12 protein-coding genes are annotated in these 17,113 nt (G+C 43.7%); 6 read left to right on the forward strand and 6 right to left on the reverse strand.

The genetic code is table 11. The annotated features are described in order from the left end of the window. Window positions 1-131: 131 nt before the first annotated feature. The gene (gene gcvP, locus ABDD95_RS02125; protein WP_345950258.1) at window positions 132-3,041 is read right to left on the reverse strand and encodes an aminomethyl-transferring glycine dehydrogenase; all 2,910 of its coding nucleotides are present in this window, start codon (window positions 3,039-3,041) and stop codon (window positions 132-134) included. After that, the gene (locus tag ABDD95_RS02130; protein WP_345950259.1) at window positions 3,038-3,262 is read right to left on the reverse strand and encodes a hypothetical protein; all 225 of its coding nucleotides are present in this window, start codon (window positions 3,260-3,262) and stop codon (window positions 3,038-3,040) included. The genes gcvP and ABDD95_RS02130 overlap by 4 nt, the downstream gene beginning before the upstream one ends. On the opposite strand from ABDD95_RS02130, the gene ABDD95_RS02135 reads away from it, so the two are divergent. Further along, entirely contained in the window at window positions 3,261-4,892 is a 1,632-nt protein-coding gene (locus ABDD95_RS02135; protein ID WP_345950260.1) for a DUF5672 family protein, read from the forward strand. The genes ABDD95_RS02130 and ABDD95_RS02135 overlap by 2 nt on opposite strands. Window positions 4,893-4,894: 2 nt before the next feature. Here the strand turns inward: ABDD95_RS02135 and ABDD95_RS02140 are convergent, their stop codons facing one another. After that, window positions 4,895-5,794, reverse strand: a complete 900-nt coding sequence (locus tag ABDD95_RS02140) for a glycosyltransferase (RefSeq protein WP_345950261.1) — start codon at window positions 5,792-5,794, stop codon at window positions 4,895-4,897. A gap of 68 nt (window positions 5,795-5,862) precedes the next feature. Next, the gene (locus ABDD95_RS02145; RefSeq protein ID WP_345950262.1) at window positions 5,863-6,744 is read right to left on the reverse strand and encodes a glycosyltransferase; all 882 of its coding nucleotides are present in this window, start codon (window positions 6,742-6,744) and stop codon (window positions 5,863-5,865) included. A gap of 92 nt (window positions 6,745-6,836) precedes the next feature. On the opposite strand from ABDD95_RS02145, the gene ABDD95_RS02150 reads away from it, so the two are divergent. Next, entirely contained in the window at window positions 6,837-8,660 is a 1,824-nt protein-coding gene (locus ABDD95_RS02150; RefSeq protein WP_345950263.1) for an ABC transporter ATP-binding protein, read from the forward strand. Window positions 8,661-8,895: 235 nt separating this feature from the next. On the opposite strand, the gene ABDD95_RS02155 is transcribed toward ABDD95_RS02150, so the two are convergent. Further along, window positions 8,896-10,266, reverse strand: a complete 1,371-nt coding sequence (locus ABDD95_RS02155; RefSeq protein WP_345950264.1) for a hypothetical protein — start codon at window positions 10,264-10,266, stop codon at window positions 8,896-8,898. Between the two features lie 187 nt (window positions 10,267-10,453). Between ABDD95_RS02155 and ABDD95_RS02160 the strand changes: the two genes are divergently transcribed. Together ABDD95_RS02160 and ABDD95_RS02165 are read left to right on the forward strand one after the other, a co-directional pair. Continuing rightward, window positions 10,454-11,398, forward strand: a complete 945-nt coding sequence (locus ABDD95_RS02160; RefSeq protein WP_345950265.1) for a bifunctional helix-turn-helix transcriptional regulator/GNAT family N-acetyltransferase — start codon at window positions 10,454-10,456, stop codon at window positions 11,396-11,398. A gap of 120 nt (window positions 11,399-11,518) precedes the next feature. Next, window positions 11,519-13,948, forward strand: coding sequence for an AsmA family protein (locus ABDD95_RS02165; RefSeq protein ID WP_345950266.1), 2,430 nt, complete (start codon window positions 11,519-11,521; stop codon window positions 13,946-13,948). A gap of 1 nt (window position 13,949) precedes the next feature. Here the strand turns inward: ABDD95_RS02165 and ABDD95_RS02170 are convergent, their stop codons facing one another. Further along, window positions 13,950-14,831 (reverse strand): PfkB family carbohydrate kinase, encoded by an 882-nt coding sequence (locus ABDD95_RS02170; RefSeq protein WP_345950267.1) that lies wholly within the window; start codon window positions 14,829-14,831, stop codon window positions 13,950-13,952. A 256-nt stretch (window positions 14,832-15,087) separates the two neighbouring features. On the opposite strand from ABDD95_RS02170, the gene ABDD95_RS02175 reads away from it, so the two are divergent. Further along, on the forward strand, window positions 15,088-15,504 hold the full coding sequence (locus ABDD95_RS02175; protein ID WP_345950268.1) for a DUF1801 domain-containing protein: 417 nt from the start codon (window positions 15,088-15,090) through the stop codon (window positions 15,502-15,504). 127 nt (window positions 15,505-15,631) lie between these two features. Beyond that, on the forward strand, window positions 15,632-17,113 hold the full coding sequence (locus tag ABDD95_RS02180) for a HAMP domain-containing sensor histidine kinase (protein ID WP_345950269.1): 1,482 nt from the start codon (window positions 15,632-15,634) through the stop codon (window positions 17,111-17,113).

Genomic DNA, 17,113 nt, shown 5'->3' on the forward strand with positions numbered 1-17,113 from the left:
ATCAAATTTAATTTATCTCAAATTGAGGAAGCTGAGATTGCTTTATTCCCAAACATGGTGATGATATAAAACAATTAAATATTAGTATTTAGTAACAGCAGAGGCTCCATTAGGAGCCTCTGCTGTTATTATCATGTACCGTATTCTGGTGTAGTTACTTCGCTTTCTTCAAACTCATACTCGCTTAGGGGCGGGCATGAGCAAATGAGGGTACGGTCGCCGTACGTATCGTTTACACGACCTACTGATGGCCAGAACTTGTGCTCAGCTACATAAGGCAGCGGGAACGCCGCTTTTTGGCGGGTATATGGATGGCTCCACTCGTTAGCTGTAATTACAGCGGCTGTGTGTGGCGCATTTTTTAATGGATTGTCGGCTTTGTCTAGCAGGCCTTTCTCCACATCCTCAATTTCGTGACGGATGGCGATCATGGCATCACAGAAACGATCCAGCTCATGCTTAGGTTCTGATTCTGTTGGCTCCACCATAACTGTACCCGCTACCGGGAAAGATACTGTTGGCGCATGGAAACCGTAGTCCATTAAGCGTTTGGCAATATCGGTTACCTCAACACCAAAGTTTTTGAAGCTGCGGCAATCTAAAATCATCTCGTGTGCGCAACGGCCTTGCGAACCGCTGTATAATACCGGGTAGTGCTGCTCTAAACGGGTTTTAATGTAATTAGCATTCAGGATGGCATATTTGGTGGCGTTGGTTAAGCCATCGCCGCCCATCATAGCAATATAAGCATGCGAGATAACCAAAATGGAGGCCGAACCCCATGGTGCTGCAGATACGGCAGGGATAGATTTACCCTGATCGATATTTACTACCGCATGGCCGGGCAGGTAAGGCACCAGGTGTTTAGCTACACCAATAGGGCCCATGCCGGGGCCGCCGCCACCGTGAGGTATACAGAATGTTTTATGTAAATTCAGGTGGCAAACATCGGCTCCAATATTGGCCGGACTGGTTAAGCCTACCTGGGCGTTCATGTTGGCGCCATCCATGTAAACCTGACCGCCATTGGCATGTATCACTTCACATATCTCGATAATAGACTCTTCAAAAACGCCATGGGTTGATGGATAAGTTACCATTAAGCAGCTCAGTTCATTTTTGTATTGTTCTGCCTTGGCTTTCATATCAGCCACATCAATATTGCCGTTATCGTCGCATTTAACCACCACGATCTTCATGCCAGCCATAGCTGCCGAAGCCGGGTTGGTACCGTGTGCCGATGATGGAATTAAGGCAATATTACGGTGGTGATCCCCTCTGTCGTTATGATAAGCGCGGATTACCATTAAGCCTGCATACTCGCCTTGTGCGCCGGCATTTGGCTGTAAGCTCATGGCGGCAAAGCCGGTAATCTCGCTAAGCCATTTGTTCAGTTCGTCAAATAACTGCATGTAACCGCCGGTTTGATCAGCCGGTGCAAAAGGGTGCATTTTACCAAGCTCAGGCCAGGTTACAGGGATCATTTCGGTAGTGGCGTTCAGCTTCATAGTACATGAGCCTAATGCAATCATTGAATGCGTAAGCGAAAGATCTTTAGCCTCTAATGATTTGATATAACGCAGCATCTCATGCTCTGAGTGATGCAAGTTAAATATAGGGTGCGTTAAGTACGCAGATTGGCGTTGCAGTTCGGCCGGTATAACGGTTTCTAAGTTTGCTTTCAGCTCATCAAAGCTTACATCATTCAGCGTTTTGCCTTTTACTTTGGCAAAAAAGCGGATGATAGTTTTAATGTCCTCAGGCGAAGTAGTTTCATCTAAAGCAATGCTTACAATTGAACCATCATAATGCAGGTTCATCTCGTTATTCAACGCTTCGGCATGGATAGAGCCGGCCAAACTACCTACTTCAAATTTAACGGTATCAAAATAGCTGTTGTTGAGTTGCTCATAGCCCAACTGACCTAGTGATTGGGCCAGTAAAACGGCTAATCCATGCACACGCTGCGCAATCAGTTTTAACCCTTGCGGACCATGGTACACACCATACATGCTAGCCATGATCGCTAACAAAGCCTGTGCAGTACAAATGTTTGATGTAGCCTTATCGCGGCGGATGTGCTGCTCGCGGGTTTGCAGGGCCATGCGCAGGGCATAGTTACCGGCGCTGTCAATAGTTACGCCAATGATACGGCCAGGCATTGAGCGTTTGTATTCTTCTTTAGTAGCAAAAAATGCCGCATGCGGGCCACCAAAGCCCATAGGAACGCCAAAACGCTGGCTGGTGCCTACCACAATATCGGCACCCCACTCGCCCGGAGGCGTTAACAGTACCAGGCTCATTAAATCGGCTACTACGGTTAATTTAATGTTTTTGGTGTGTGCAGCAGTAGCAAAGTCGGTATAATTATAAACTGCACCGTCTTTGGCAGGGTATTGTACAATGGCGCCAAACATTTCGTCGGTCAGTTCAACCGTGCGGTGGTCGCCAATTACCAGCTGAATGCCGTAAGGCTCGGAGCGGGTTTTTAAAATATCTATAGTTTGCGGGAACAGTTCTTCAGAAACAAAAAAGGTGTTGGCCTTTTGATTTTTACGCAGGCTGTATTGCATAAACATAGCCTCAGCAGCAGCAGTACCCTCATCGAGCAAAGAGGCATTGGCCATTTCCATTCCGGTTAAATCAATAACCATGGTTTGGAAGTTTAACAAAGCCTGTAAACGGCCTTGTGCAATTTCGGCCTGGTAAGGCGTGTACTGCGTATACCATCCCGGGTTTTCCAAAATGTTGCGCTGAATAACGCCCGGCACAATCACATCATAATACCCCTGGCCAATCATTGATTTGAAAACCTTGTTTTTAGATACGGTTTGTTTCAGCGTATTCAGGTAATCGAACTCACTTTTGGCAGCAGGTAAGTTAAGCGGAGCCTTTAAACGGATCTTCTCAGGAACGGTTTGTTCAATCAGTTCATCTAAAGAGTTTACACCAACGGTTTTCAGCATTTTAGCGGTGTCTGCGTCGTTTGGTGCAATGTGTCTGGCCTGGAATTTTTCCTGGTAATCGATATTCAATTTCATGAAACGGGATGCCCTATTTGTTTGCCGCAAAGGTACATTTTTAAGCCCTGATTAACAATCGGTAAACAAATAGTGACAATGGTATTGCTTAAACAACAGCGGTGTATTACTTGGCAATAGTAAGTCATCTGCTTAAGAATTTTAATTATTTTAGCAGCCGGTATTCCGGTAAAATTATATGTTGTTAAACGGGGTGTTTTTGTAATTAAAATTTGCTTCATGATCGGCGCTTTAAAAAAAGTTGGTGTTATTATTCCTTTCTATCGTGATACAATTTCTGATTATGAAAACATTGCATTGCAGCAATGCCAAAAAGTTTTGGGTAATCATCCCCTTATTGCCATAAAGCCGGAGCATCTAAAACTACCCCAGGCAGCTGCACAGGTGTCATTAAGCGCTGTAGTTAGTTTTGATAACAGTTACTTTGAAAGCATAGCCGGTTATAACAAACTGATGCTGTCTGAAGAGTTTTACGGCAAGTTCCTGGACTATGAATACATCCTGATTTACCAGTTGGATGCTTTTGTTTTCAGCGACCAGCTTTTGCACTGGTGCAATCAGGACATTGATTATGTAGGTGCTCCCTGGCTGCGCGATATTGACCATGGTGATCTGTTTAAGGCGGCAAAGTCTGGGGTGCAGTATTATGTGCATACCCGGTACGATGTGCAGAAAAATGGCGAACCCAGCCCAAAGCAGTTTGAGAACCGTACGGGCAACGGTGGCTTTTCATTACGCAGGGTAAAAAAGTTTTATGATATAACCATAAGCCGTAAGCAGGACATTCAAAAGTACCTGGCCCGAGAAGGTAAGCACCAGTTTAATGAAGATGCCTTTTGGAGTATTGAGGTAAACCGGAAAAAGAAAGTATTGAATATTCCGGATTATAAAAAGGCGGTAGGCTTTGCTTTCGAAAATTCGCCGCAAAGGGCCCTCAATATAAACAAGCAACAATTACCCTTTGGCTGCCATGCCTGGGATAGGCATGTGGAGTTTTGGCATCCTATTTTTAAGCAGCACGGCTACCCGCTTATGCAGCATACAATGTTCAATAATTTTAAGGCAGATTTGCCGGTTGATATCAAATACCTCTACCGTATTTCTGATGCGGGCAACCCCAAACTAAAGCTGGATGTTGCTACTAAAATGCACTGCCTGGATAACTTTATTAAGGAGTTTAAAAATAACATTTACGTATTTGCCGATAACTGCAGCCATGAAACTATTGAGGCTATCAAAAGCCGCGGCATTGAGCCGGTAAAAACCTCATTGGGCAACTCAAAATCATGGCGGTATGTGGTTGAACGTGCGCTGGAAAACTTTGATGATAATAGCTACGTTTACTTAATTGAAGATGACTATCTGCATTTGCCCGGCTCGTTAACGGCCTTGCAGGAAGGATTGGGCGTGGCCGATTATGTAACGCTGTATGACCACCCTGATAAGTATCTTAATTTTTCGGAAGAGGGGCCTAACCCGCACATTGCACAAGGTGGTGAGTTAAGCCGCGTATTGCTAACCAAAAGCACGCACTGGAAACATACCAATTCCACAACCATGTCGTTCGGGGTTAAGGTAAAAACCTTGAGAGAAGATAAGGAAATATGGTGGCGCTTTACCCACAACCATATACCCGATGATTTTCATGCCTTTCAAGTACTTACACACCGCGTAGTACCAGAGAAGAAAACACTATCCAAAAAAATAAAAGGCTTGATAGCTGCCCCTGAATTTAAAAACGAAAGGCGCGTGCTTATAAGCCCAATACCCGGTTTTGCCACCCATGCAGAGCTGGATTTATTAAGCCCGATTACGCATTGGCATCCCATCAAATCATGGGAAGAAGTTTAAAGTTATAAACGGCCCTCTTTTTTGGCTACCTTATAAGCCTTACCCACAAAGGCCAGGTTTTTAAAAAACAATGACGGGTAAACCTTCAGATAACGCAGGTTTCGAAACAGTTCGCGATAGGCCAGGCTGGCTGGTAGTTTATATTTAATCAGGTATGCTATATAAGCCCTGAACGTTTGTTTTTCGATCACAAATTTTTGCTTGGCCGTTAGCTCTTCGGTATAAGCAGGCAGTTGATTAATCCATTTGGCATTAAATTTTGCAGTTTCAAATACCCACTCCTTGCTTAAGCTTCCTTCCGAAAAATGTTCCATCAGTACATCGTAAGTAACCACTACCTGGTAGTGCTGCCTTACCTGCATCGAAAAATCCAGATCGTACTTATGGAAACCTGTAAACGTGTCTTCATCAAAACGTGCCTTAGCCAGCACCGTCCGGGTAGTGCAAAACCATACGCCATCCACACTAACTACCTCGGTCAGCTTTTCGTTCCGGGGATTGCGGTAAGTATGCTCAGCCGCCAATTTGTTGTATTTATAGGATTGTAAAACGTTCAGGTAATCGGTACGGTCGCCGCCTACGCCTTGCCAACCCGATGGCGATAGGGGTTTGTAACTACTGCCGGCCACGCCTATCAGACCAACGGCCGGATTTTCCTGAAACAGGCGGTTTACGACTTCGCCCCACCTGGCTGTTTTAATACTAACATCTTCGTGCATAAAGCACAAAATATCATACTTTGCCTGCGCTACACCTTCATTGTAAATCTGGCACATACCTTTAGCGCCGGTGCTGTTATCAAACGCCAAAATTTCAAACGGCACACCAACAGTTTCGGCAATATTTACACGCACATCGGCCAGTAATTTTTGGTTAGCCGAAGATATTATAACAGAGATCATTTATAAATAATTAAAACTTGGTAAATTTTTGTTTTGGCTGATTGTACAGCGGCTGTATTTTACTTTCTCTAACGGGCGGCCCTATACGAACGGTAAATGTGCTTGCTTAGCTTAAAGAAAAACTTAGGCCACTTTTTACGGTAAACGGTGCAATGCCATAAGGCCTGGTACACCAAACGCATAGGCACTTTGGCCGCAACAGCCTGCGATATAAAGAGGAAAAATGTTTTGCTCTCAGCGGTAAACTGGTCATCCGGATCAATAGGCGCCGATTGGGCCGGTAAGTGTTTATACCATTTATTGTGCAGTTTTAATATCTCAAAAATCCACTTGTCATCGTAAGTCCCTTCCGAAAAATGATGCAATAGCACATCGTAAGTCACCTTTACTTTATAGTGTTGCCTAACGGCCAGCGAAAAATCTACGTCGTAGGCATGAAAGCCGCTGAAGGTATTTTGATCGAACTGTATTTGCTGTGCCACTTTGCGCGGGGTACAAAACCACACGCCGTCAATACTAACTACTTCGGTAAATTGATCGTTGTGCAGGTTGCGGCAGTAATGCTTTAATTCGGCATTGGTATGTTTATAGCCCTGCAAAATATTCACATGGTCGGTAAAAAACCCTATGCCATGCCAGCCGGATGGCGCGGCATTTTTGTAGGTGCTGCCGGCTATGCCTAATAAACCCAAATCAGGTTCTGTAGCAAATGTATCAATAACATGCTGCCCCCAATTGGCTGTTTTAAACGCTACATCCTCGTGCACAAAGCACAAAATGTCATATTTAGCCTGCCTGGTTCCATGGTTATAAATTTCGCAAATACCTCTTGCGCCGGTACCGTTATCAATACCTATTAGCTCATAAGGTACGCCTATCGTAGCGGCTATGTTTTCGCTAACACTGGCCAGCATGTGGGGTACAACTGAGGATATTATAACAGATATCATGCACAAGCTTTTAACACAGCAAAGCTATAAAATTTATTAGCAGAGCCTGTTAGTTAAAATTTAGCTAATTTTGCGGGATTTTATTCTTTTAAATGAAGACGTATTTCCGTTTACTGGGTTATGCCAAGCCAATTGAAAAATTTGCTATTCCTTACATTATCTGCACACTGTTTGCTGTAACGTTTAATACCCTCAACCTTGCTTTACTTGCCCCGTTATTGCAAACGCTGTTTATGGGTAAGGATAAAGGCGCCCCAACTGTTAACACAGAGTCGGCTGATAGCCTGAGCGGCTTTTTTACCTATCATGTTAACGAAATTGTAATTAAATACGGTACCTGGGGCGCATTGCAGTTTGTATGCGGCATTATAATTGGGTCGGTTGTTTTAGCTAATCTTTTCAAATACTTCTCACAACGCACCATGGAAAACATGCGTGCGCATACTTTGCTTAATTTACGCCGTGCCGTATTTGGCAATGTGATGAACCTGCACCTGGGGTATTTTAACAATGAACGCAAAGGTGATATCCTATCCAAAGTTGCATCAGACGTTCAGATAGTGCAATACTCGGTAACCGGTACCTTGCAGGTAATTTTTAAAGAACCATTGCAGCTTATTGCTTACCTGGTTACTCTATTTGCCATATCAGTTAAACTTACTTTGTTTTCATTACTGGTAATACCTATTGCGGCTTTTATTATATCCAGAATTGTAAAAAAACTAAAGGCCCAGGCTGTATTGGCCCAGGAGGTTTACGGCAATATGATCAGTTACCTGGACGAGGCACTTTCCGGTATCCGTATTATTAAAGCCTTTAATGCTACCGAATATACCAAGCAGCGTTTCCATAACGAAAATGCCCGTTATACAGCTATTATAAAAGGTATGGCGCGGCGCCAGCAACTGGCTTCGCCGGTATCTGAAGCGTTAGGCGTAACTATGGTAGCCATAATTGTGCTGTATGGTGGCTACCTGCTAATCAGCAATCAGTCTACGCTTACGGCGCCAACTTTCATTAGCTACATTGCGCTGTTTTCGCAGCTGATGAGGCCGGCTAAGGCTATAGGCGACTCTTTTTCGTCTATACATTCGGGCATTGCAGCCGGCGAACGCGTATTGGAACTGATAGACGAAAAGCCGCAGATTGTTGATGCGCCTGATGCCGTTGCTTTAAATGGCTTTAACCAGGGTATTGTGTTTGAAAACGTAAGTTTTGCCTACGGCGATAACGAAGTGTTAAAAGAAATAAACCTAAAGATACCTGCTGGTAAAACGGTGGCTTTAGTAGGTCCGTCGGGCGGTGGTAAATCTACCCTGATGGATTTGATACCACGCTTTATTGAACCCCAAACTGGAAAAATACTGGTTGATGGCAACGACCTTCGGAAAGTAAAAACAGATTCGTTGCGTGCACTGATGGGCGTTGTAAACCAGGAATCTATTTTGTTTAACGATACCATTTACAACAACATTGCCTTTGGCAAACCCGGCGCCACACCACAGGAAGTAGAAGCCGCAGCCCGCATTGCCAATGCTCATAGCTTTATTGTGAACACCGAGCAGGGTTACCAAACAAGTGTGGGCGACCGTGGTGTAAAACTATCGGGCGGACAAAAGCAGCGTATATCAATAGCACGTGCCGTATTAAACAATCCGCCTCTTATGTTGCTGGATGAAGCTACGTCGGCTTTGGATACCGAATCGGAAAAGCTGGTGCAGGATGCTTTGAATAACCTGATGAAGGATCGTACCTCACTAATTATTGCACACCGTTTAAGCACTATCCAAAACGCCGACCTGATTATTGTACTTGAAGCTGGCCGCGTGGCCGAACAGGGCACGCACCTGCAGTTGATGCAAAACAATGGCTTATACCGTAAGCTTATTGATATGCAAACCTTCCAGACAGAATAATTTGCCTGACCTGCAATAGTTAAACTGCATGTGATACACAAGATGCAACGCTTATGCAATGCCATGCCCGCAACAAAGCGTGCTATTTGTATGGTATTCCCCAAAACTGAGCAACAAGTAACTACTCGCCAAAGCAGGTGTTTAGTAGCATATTTAGCAAACACAATCAAACGCCTATTCGCAATTTATTTATGCAGCAATTGTCATATAGATGATGCTAAGGTCCTCTAGTGCTTTACTGCTTATAAGTACGCTTTAACCAGGCATCCGGTACGGGGATAATGCAAATGTTCATGGCCCTTCCATCAGCCGATAACATGGCCGATTGGATTTCAATGCGTGTACCATCCGGACTAAAGGTTGGGTGCGGGTGGTCGGCCGCGGTGGTTTTATGCCCGGTAGAGAGCATCATCATCTCACTGGTGTGACGGTCGATAAGATATATGCTCCGCGAAAAATCATCACCTACGGCCCAGCGCCCATCTTTTGAACCGCCCACATGCCAAAGACCACTACCGCTTGGTGTTTGCCCAGCAATGGTCATTTCGCGTGTACGTAGGTTTACTATACCCAGTCCGGTGGGTTTTTCGCGCGTGCCCGATGGTCCCCACGCTGCTTCCTGACCAGGATTAGCGCCACCTACCGGAGTACCGGCTGCAGCATCGCCTGTACCTGGCACTTTGCGGTGCCCCATAATAGCAATGGCTACCTCATCAGGCGTTATAACGGCTTCATGGGTAACCCACTCGTATTGGCTTTCGGGGTATAAGGGTCGTAAGCCGCTACCATCGGCCTTAACTGTCCAGGTGCGTTGTGGTGATTTGCCTCCCGTCTCCCAGCAAAATACAATCTCACCGGGTACCCAGGGATTAACCTGTATATGTCCAATCTGAAAAGGAACGGATACAATGTATTTAATTTCGCCGGTTTTTACATTCATGCTGGCCAGGCCGTTAGGGCCGGCGCCCATATTACGCGGACCGAAAGTGCCCTCCACTTTGGCATCAGCAGCCAAATGTTTGGCAGCTTCAGTGCGTCCCACATGGAAGTATACTTTATCTTCATCGGCATCCAACGCCATGTCGCCACCTGCACCCATTTCGGCCGGTATGGTTCCGCAAACGCGTTGATAGGTGCTGGCCGGTTGCATTTTGCCGGCTTTACTGTCGGTTAGTACTTTGGTTAAATCAACTTCAACCACCTCCAAGGGGCCCCCGCGGCCGGGCCCTTGGGTTGCCGGGCCAACATTACGCATATGATACAACTTCATTGATTTACGTGCCAGGTTCAGCATACCGGTATAGCCTCCTTCGGTTATTTGAACTATATCGCCATACTTTTCATTAACTGCCATGGCTTCTCCTTTTGCACGATTGGAGCGAAATACCAGCCATTGCCCGTCTGCCGTCCACTGCGGATGCGTTTGGTAAATTTTAGTGTCACCAGCGGGTGTGCTGGTCAGAAAGGTTAGCATTACACCGGTAACCGGATCTTTAACAACTTTACGCTCCGACGGAAAACGTTTGCCGATTTGCGCCTGGGCGGCAGATGCAAATACTGCTGCAGCGCAAGTAGCAGCCAAAAACAAGTAAGGTCTTATTTTCATATTAGGTATGTGATGCCTGTACGTGATTGAGATACATACGGCTTAATTGGTATTACTAAACTACAATTAAAAACATGAGCTGATAACATGATTCAGGACAGTACAGGTTACTATAGTTGTACGAGCATAATATCAAATTTTGATTAATGGTTTTTATTTACGTAATTGCCTACGTAATTTGATAAGTATGGATATTTTCGATAAAATGGGTAAGATGGCACTAGGTAGCCGTCTGCGCCGCTTGAGCGAAACACTTACAGAGCAAGCCGGTAAAGTGTATGAATTATACAATATTGCTATGCAACCCAAGTGGCTGCCGGTCTTTTATGCACTATCTACGGGCGAAGAAAAATCAATCATGCAGATTGCGCAGGAGATTGGCCACTCTCATCCATCGGTAAGCAATATCGTAAAAGAGATGATTCAGGATGGTATTGTATCAAAAGGCGGGAATGATACAGATGGGCGTAAAAACTTTGTAAAGCTTACAGAATTGGGCCTGACCATTAATGAACGAATACAAGATCAATATGCTGATGTAAACGCAGCTGTTGAAAATGCACTGCAAGAAACGCAATACAACATTTGGAAAGCGATTGAAGAATGGGAATACCTGTTGGCACAGAAAGACCTGCTCAAACGTGTGCAGGATGAAAAAAAGCTGCGTGAAAGTAAAGAAGTAGAAATAACAGCCTATCGTCCGGAATGGAAGCTAGCTTTTAAGCAACTTAATGAAGAGTGGATAACCACCTATTTTAAAATGGAAACTTCTGATTATAAATCATTGGATCACCCGGAAGAATATATTCTTGATAAGGGTGGATACATACTTTTTGCTTTATATCAAAACGAACCTGTAGGTACGTGTGCGCTTATTAAAATGGAAAACCAAACTTTTGAATTAGCTAAAATGGCTGTATCGCCTAAAGCAAAGGGTAAAGGTATAGGCTGGCTGTTGGGCAATGCTGCTATAGAAAAAGCCCGCCAAGCCGGTGCCGGTAAACTTTACCTGGAAAGTAATACTATCCTGAAACCAGCCATTAATCTTTATCATAAGCTGGGCTTTAAAAAGGTTACAGGTATACCCTCTCCTTACGAGCGTTGTAATATACAGATGGAACTTAGCTTGTAAGTAACGCGCGTTTAGCCTAAATAAAATTATTTGCTGGAACTAACCGCTCTTCAGTTACACCCTTTGAGGCGGTATCAAACAAATCAACCACTTTCAGGCTTCTATATTAAATTGCGCAAAATGCCTAAGTGGTTAAAAATAGTTTTAAAGGTTGTAGCAGGTATAATTCTTTTGTTTGTATTGCTTTCTGTAGGGTTGCTGATTTATATCAACACTAATAAAGGTAAAGTACTTACGCTTATCACCAGTACCCTTAACAAGAACCTGGATGGTAAGTTGACCATAGGCGATATGGAAACTACTTTTTTTAAGGGTTTCCCAGGAATATCGGTAACGCTTAAAAACGTGCTGATTAAAGACAAGCGCTGGCCTGAGCATCGGCACACGCTATTAGATGCCAAAGACTTTGATGTCTCTATAAACACAGCTTCCTTACTGCGGGGCACCATTCGGATAAGTAATATTGACATTAGCAATGCCGCAATCGACTTATATAAAGACAGTACCGGCTATAGCAATACTTCTGTCTTTAAAAAGAAGAAGCAGCAGCAACCTAAAACGGAGCAAAGTGATGACGGCGGCAGTTCGGCCGAGTTTGGAAAGTTCACCTTAAAAAAAGTAAGCTTTGCTGTAAACAACCAAAAAAATAACAAGCTTTTTCAGTTTTATATTAACCAGTTGGCCGGGAAAATGAATTATCCTGACACGGGCTGGCGAGCCGATTTGCAATTGAACGTTTTAACAAAAAGCTTGGCATTTAATACTTTAAAAGGAACCTTTTTAAAAGACAAAACTATTGCAGGGCAAATGATTGCCGGATACAATGAGGATAACGGCAAAATTAACGTTACCTCCAAAAATCTGACTATAGGTCAGGATCCGTTCCAGATCAACGCTTCATTTATTACTGCTAAAAAGGAAACTGAGTTTAAAATACTGGTTATAGCTAACGAGATAACATGGCGAAATGCTTCGGCACTGCTGGCCGAAAACATAAGGATAACGCTTGATAAATTTAACCTGACCAAGCCTATAAAAATCAACGCAAAAATTGCCGGCAGCTTTGGTGGCGGTGATCCGTTGTTACATGTAACAGGAAACATACGAAATAACACGCTGAGTATACCTGGCGGCAAAATTGACAGTTGTAGCTTTGATGCCGAATTTAACAACCATGCTGCGGCAAACAAAGGCTATGACGATGAAAATTCAACCATAAGGCTTTTTCGGTTCTCGGGCAGGTATAATCATTTGCCATTTGTAATTGATACCGGGAGCATCATTAACCTTAAAAAACCTATTGCTACAGGGAACTTTCAAGCCAAGTTCCCGCTGGCTAATTTGAATTATACTTTTGGCGATGTGGCCAAGTTCACCAGGGGAACAGCTAACGTAAAGCTACGCTATAAGGCAGATGTGGTTAACTACCGCCTGAATAAGCCTGTAATTGCCGGACTAATTAGCTTTAAAGATGCTGATGCGGTCTATCTGCCTCGTAATCTTGCCTTTAAAAACACCTCATTATCTCTTAATTTTATTAAAGATGATTTGATACTTAACAACATAAGGCTGCAAAGCGGGCATAGTGTAGTAACGATGGAGGGTAGGGTAAACAACTTTTTAAACCTGTATTACAACGCGCCGGAAAAGATCTTACTCACCTGGAATATTAAGAGCCCTGAACTTAGATTAAATGAGTTTTTAGGATTTCTGGCTGCCCGCAGGCGCGTAAAAGCCAGTGCGGCACCACGGGGAAATAGTGGCAACGTTGTTGACCAGTTAAGTAACGTTTTGGATAAGGGGAACGCTGAAATGCACATGGAAGTAGCCAAGGTGTATTATCGCAAGTTTTTGGCTACCGATGTCAAGGCCGATCTGATTACCACATCTGATGGTGTTATTCTCAAAAATGTAGGTGTAAAGCATGCAGGTGGCTCTCTGCAACTTAATGGGCGGGTAACACAGGGCGATGCCTTAAACCGCTTTGCATTGAATACTACTGTTTTGAATGTAAACATCCGTGAGTTTTTTCAATCTTTCAGCAACTTTGGACTATCAACACCTACTTATGAAAACCTGAAAGGCTTTCTTTCAGCAAAAACCAGTATTACTGGTGGGGTGACCGACAAAGGCGACTTAGTTCCGCGGTCTATTAATGGCACGGTAAACGTAAGTTTACGCAACGGGGCATTGCTTAATTATGAGCCGTTGATAAAGGTGGGCAAGTTTGCTTTTCCTTTTCGTGATTTAAAAAACATTGAGATACCAAAACTGGATGCTCATTTTGATGTACGCGGCGAAAAGATCTTTATCCGGCCAATGCAATTTAGTTCAAGTGTACTGAATGCCGATATAGCAGGCGTTTATGCCCTAACCAAGGGTACTGACATTGCGCTGGACATACCGCTTCGTAATCCTAAAAAAGATGAGGATATAACCGACAAGGAAGAATTACAAAAACGCCGGTTTAAAGGCATTGTACTGCACCTGGCCGCCCGTGACGACGAGAGCGGCAAAATAAAAATTGGCTGGAACAAGGACCATAAATAGGCTATAGGCTTAGCCTCATAAATTTGAGTACATCCTGCTCTGTCCCGGTAAATGGTCCTGATGTTCCTGATGTTGCAATTTTGAGACTGGCCATAGCTGCCGCAAATTCACCTGCCTGCTTAATGTCAGCTTCTTTACTGCGTTGATACAGATAGCCCGCCATATACGTATCGCCGCAACCGGTGGCATCTGTTACTGCTACAGGCGGGTAAGCGGGAATGGTATAAAAATGGCCATCGCTCAAAATAACCGAGCCCATGCTGCCTAAAGTAACCACTACTTCTTTTACGCCCCACATGGCTAACATACGGGCACCTTGCTCAATGTTTTTACTGCCTGTAAGTACTTCCAGTTCTGCTTCGTTCGCTTTCAGTATGGATACATATTGCAGCGCTTCCTGCTTCTCAGGCCAATCAATGGCGTGTACCTCAAAATCACGCACTTCGCGCAAGTAGCCCTGCACATCAAGCGATACCTTTCCTTTACCAGCCAAATATTTGATAACGGCAATCGGCATATCATCAGCCAGTAGCGGCCCTAAGTGAAATGTTCGGGCATTAACATCCTGTAGTTGTTCAACCAAAAATGGATCGGCTTTTCGCAGTACCCGTTGAGTGCGGTGATCTTGGTTAGCTGCATAAATATTTTCGAAGTATACTGAGTGCTTACTGGGTAAAACTTCAACAGGTATCCCTTTGGCACGAAGTTCATTTACCACAGGTAACTCGCTCTCTCCAACGGCAGTTATGAGTTGATAAGCTATATGCATACGGCTCAGCGCATATGAAAAATAGTAAGATGTACCGCCGGCTAAATACCGTTCGTTTAGGTTGTGAACAACTTTATCGCGGGTAATATGCCCTATACAGCAGAGGTGGAGCATGATAGTTGATTAATGAACAATACAATGTTAAGGTATGGAAGCCAGTATCGCAACGGCTTTAGGTTATAATTGCATAACAAGCCGTTGATTCAAAGCGCTATTATTTAATATATTAGTTGACTAAACTTTATAAAATTACCAAAGCAACCCATCCGGCTCAGGCATTACGTCACTAAACAAACTGTTAAAAGTAAAAATGGGCAGTGAAGTATCTGAATTGTGCAATCTTGTATGGAATTAAACCCTTACATTAAACATGACTAAACTAACAGATACTTCTAACCCTGCCGCCGTAAACGAGTATATTACCAAGCTTAACGAACCCGCTCAGTCACTGGTAAAAGCTATCAGGCAAGTAATTTTATTAGCCAGCGATCAAATTGGCGAACAGATTAAATGGAACTCGCCTAGCTTTTTTTACACCGGCCACATGCAAGCTTTTAATGCTAAGGAGTACAAGAGAGACCTTATTGTACTTAACCTGCGGCAAAAGGATCACTTGCTGCTCATTTTTCCTACCGGCGTCACCATTGAGGATACAACCGGGCTGCTGGAAGGTGACTATGCCGATGGCCGGCGCATGGTAAAGATATTCTCGATGGAGGATTTGGAGGTTAAGCAAGAGGCCTTGCAGCACATAATTAAGCAGTGGTTAGCGCTTATAGAAACGTAATGCAGATTGCTATTTTTGCTTTTTTAGATCATGCGTTCATTATTGTTCCTTAAATAGTGTTAACGTATGTTAACAGAAATCCAACTTGCTGATCAGTGAAGATATATTCGGTCAAAAATTGAATTTTATGAAATGGAAAATGACTGTTTTGACCATTATACTTACCGCATCGGTAATTGGAACCCTGGTTTTTCAGGTAGACTGGGTGCATAAAACTTACCTGTACGAACATGGAAGAATTCGTAATCAGGTGCAAAAAGCATTAGCCGGTGCCCTAAACAAGTTTCATGCAGAATATAATGACGAGGTTGCAAAGTTGATTCAGCCTAAAATAATCGCTTTTAATCGTTATGCGGGCGAAATTTTTGTGGGTAATGACTCTCTTATCATTCATCTCAACCGCGATAGCCTGCCCTTGGCCGGTATTCCGGAAGTGCAAGATGGTCAGGCTATCTATATAGGGCGTGTTAAAGTTATTCTTCCAACAAAAAAACTTAAGTATAGTGCACTAGGTACAGCAGCTGAAAATAAAAGAGCCTTAGATACGCTGAAAAAGTTATTCCCCGTACCTGCCAATTTATGTTCGCCATTGTATTTCAAAGCAGATAGTGCAAAGATAATGCGTTACTTCTATGCTAATCTGGCAAAAGCAAACATTGCAGATGTAACACGATTTATTCAGCCATTATTTATGTGTTCAAGCGGTGAACGGGTCCCGCCAAAGTATGAGGGCTTTATAGCTTACCGGGCATCAGGAACCATAGCTTATACCAGCGGCAAACGCTGGATGTCCGTTAACTTCCATACCAATCCTGTTAAAATTATTTCGGGCATGCTTGTTCAGGTGCTATCGTCTGTGGTATTGCTGGTTATTACTACAATTACCTATATCTCCATGATGCGGACTATTTTGCGACAAAAGCGCCTGGCCGACATGAAAGATGATTTTATAGACAACATGACGCATGAACTGAAAACCCCGATCGCTACCATATCGGCCGCTATTGAAGGAATGCAAAGCTTTAATGCATTAGCAGACAAAGAAAAGACCGCCCGATACCTGGAGGTGTCGAGAAACGAACTGAGCCGGTTAAACGATATGGTCACTAAGGTGCTCAACATATCGGCATATGAGCAGAAGAACTTTAGCCTTAATATAAAGGAGGTAGATGTGCTCCATGTGTTACAAGATATTGTTAAGGCCGAAAAGTTGCGAGCGGTTAAACAGGTGGATTTTTCGGTCAGCGTTCCGGATGCAATGAAGAACATAAAAGCCGATCCTGATCATTTGAGAAATGTGCTGGTTAACCTGATTGATAATGCCATTAAATATTCTGGGGAAACGGTTCAAATAGCTATCAGGTGTTATCAGGAAAATAACTTTACCTTCCTCAGAATGACCGACAATGGAATAGGGATACCTGCTGCAGATATACCTTACATTTTTGATAAGTTTTACAGAGTGCATACCGGTAATGTTCACAACGTAAAAGGTACCGGTTTGGGCCTCAGCTATGTAAAGTATGTTGTAGAAGCGCACGGTGGTTATATCACTGTTAAAAGTAACGTTAACCAGGGTAGCGAATTTACCATAGCATTGCCTTTATAA

It is taken from the genome of Mucilaginibacter sp. PAMB04274 (genome assembly GCF_039634385.2).
In the GTDB taxonomy this organism is placed as follows: Bacteria; Bacteroidota; Bacteroidia; order Sphingobacteriales; family Sphingobacteriaceae; genus Mucilaginibacter.

Coding starts and splice junctions, on each gene's coding strand:
- ABDD95_RS02165 (WP_345950266.1), top strand. CDS start 11,519: ATGCCTAAGTGGTTAAAAATAGTTTTAAAGGTTGTAGCAGGTATAATT.
- ABDD95_RS02180 (WP_345950269.1), top strand. CDS start 15,632: ATGAAATGGAAAATGACTGTTTTGACCATTATACTTACCGCATCGGTA.
- ABDD95_RS02175 (WP_345950268.1), top strand. CDS start 15,088: ATGACTAAACTAACAGATACTTCTAACCCTGCCGCCGTAAACGAGTAT.
- ABDD95_RS02145 (WP_345950262.1), bottom strand. CDS start 6,744: ATGATATCTGTTATAATATCCTCAGTTGTACCCCACATGCTGGCCAGT.
- gcvP (WP_345950258.1), bottom strand. CDS start 3,041: ATGAAATTGAATATCGATTACCAGGAAAAATTCCAGGCCAGACACATT.
- ABDD95_RS02150 (WP_345950263.1), top strand. CDS start 6,837: ATGAAGACGTATTTCCGTTTACTGGGTTATGCCAAGCCAATTGAAAAA.
- ABDD95_RS02140 (WP_345950261.1), bottom strand. CDS start 5,794: ATGATCTCTGTTATAATATCTTCGGCTAACCAAAAATTACTGGCCGAT.
- ABDD95_RS02135 (WP_345950260.1), top strand. CDS start 3,261: ATGATCGGCGCTTTAAAAAAAGTTGGTGTTATTATTCCTTTCTATCGT.
- ABDD95_RS02130 (WP_345950259.1), bottom strand. CDS start 3,262: ATGAAGCAAATTTTAATTACAAAAACACCCCGTTTAACAACATATAAT.
- ABDD95_RS02155 (WP_345950264.1), bottom strand. CDS start 10,266: ATGAAAATAAGACCTTACTTGTTTTTGGCTGCTACTTGCGCTGCAGCA.
- ABDD95_RS02160 (WP_345950265.1), top strand. CDS start 10,454: ATGGATATTTTCGATAAAATGGGTAAGATGGCACTAGGTAGCCGTCTG.
- ABDD95_RS02170 (WP_345950267.1), bottom strand. CDS start 14,831: ATGCTCCACCTCTGCTGTATAGGGCATATTACCCGCGATAAAGTTGTT.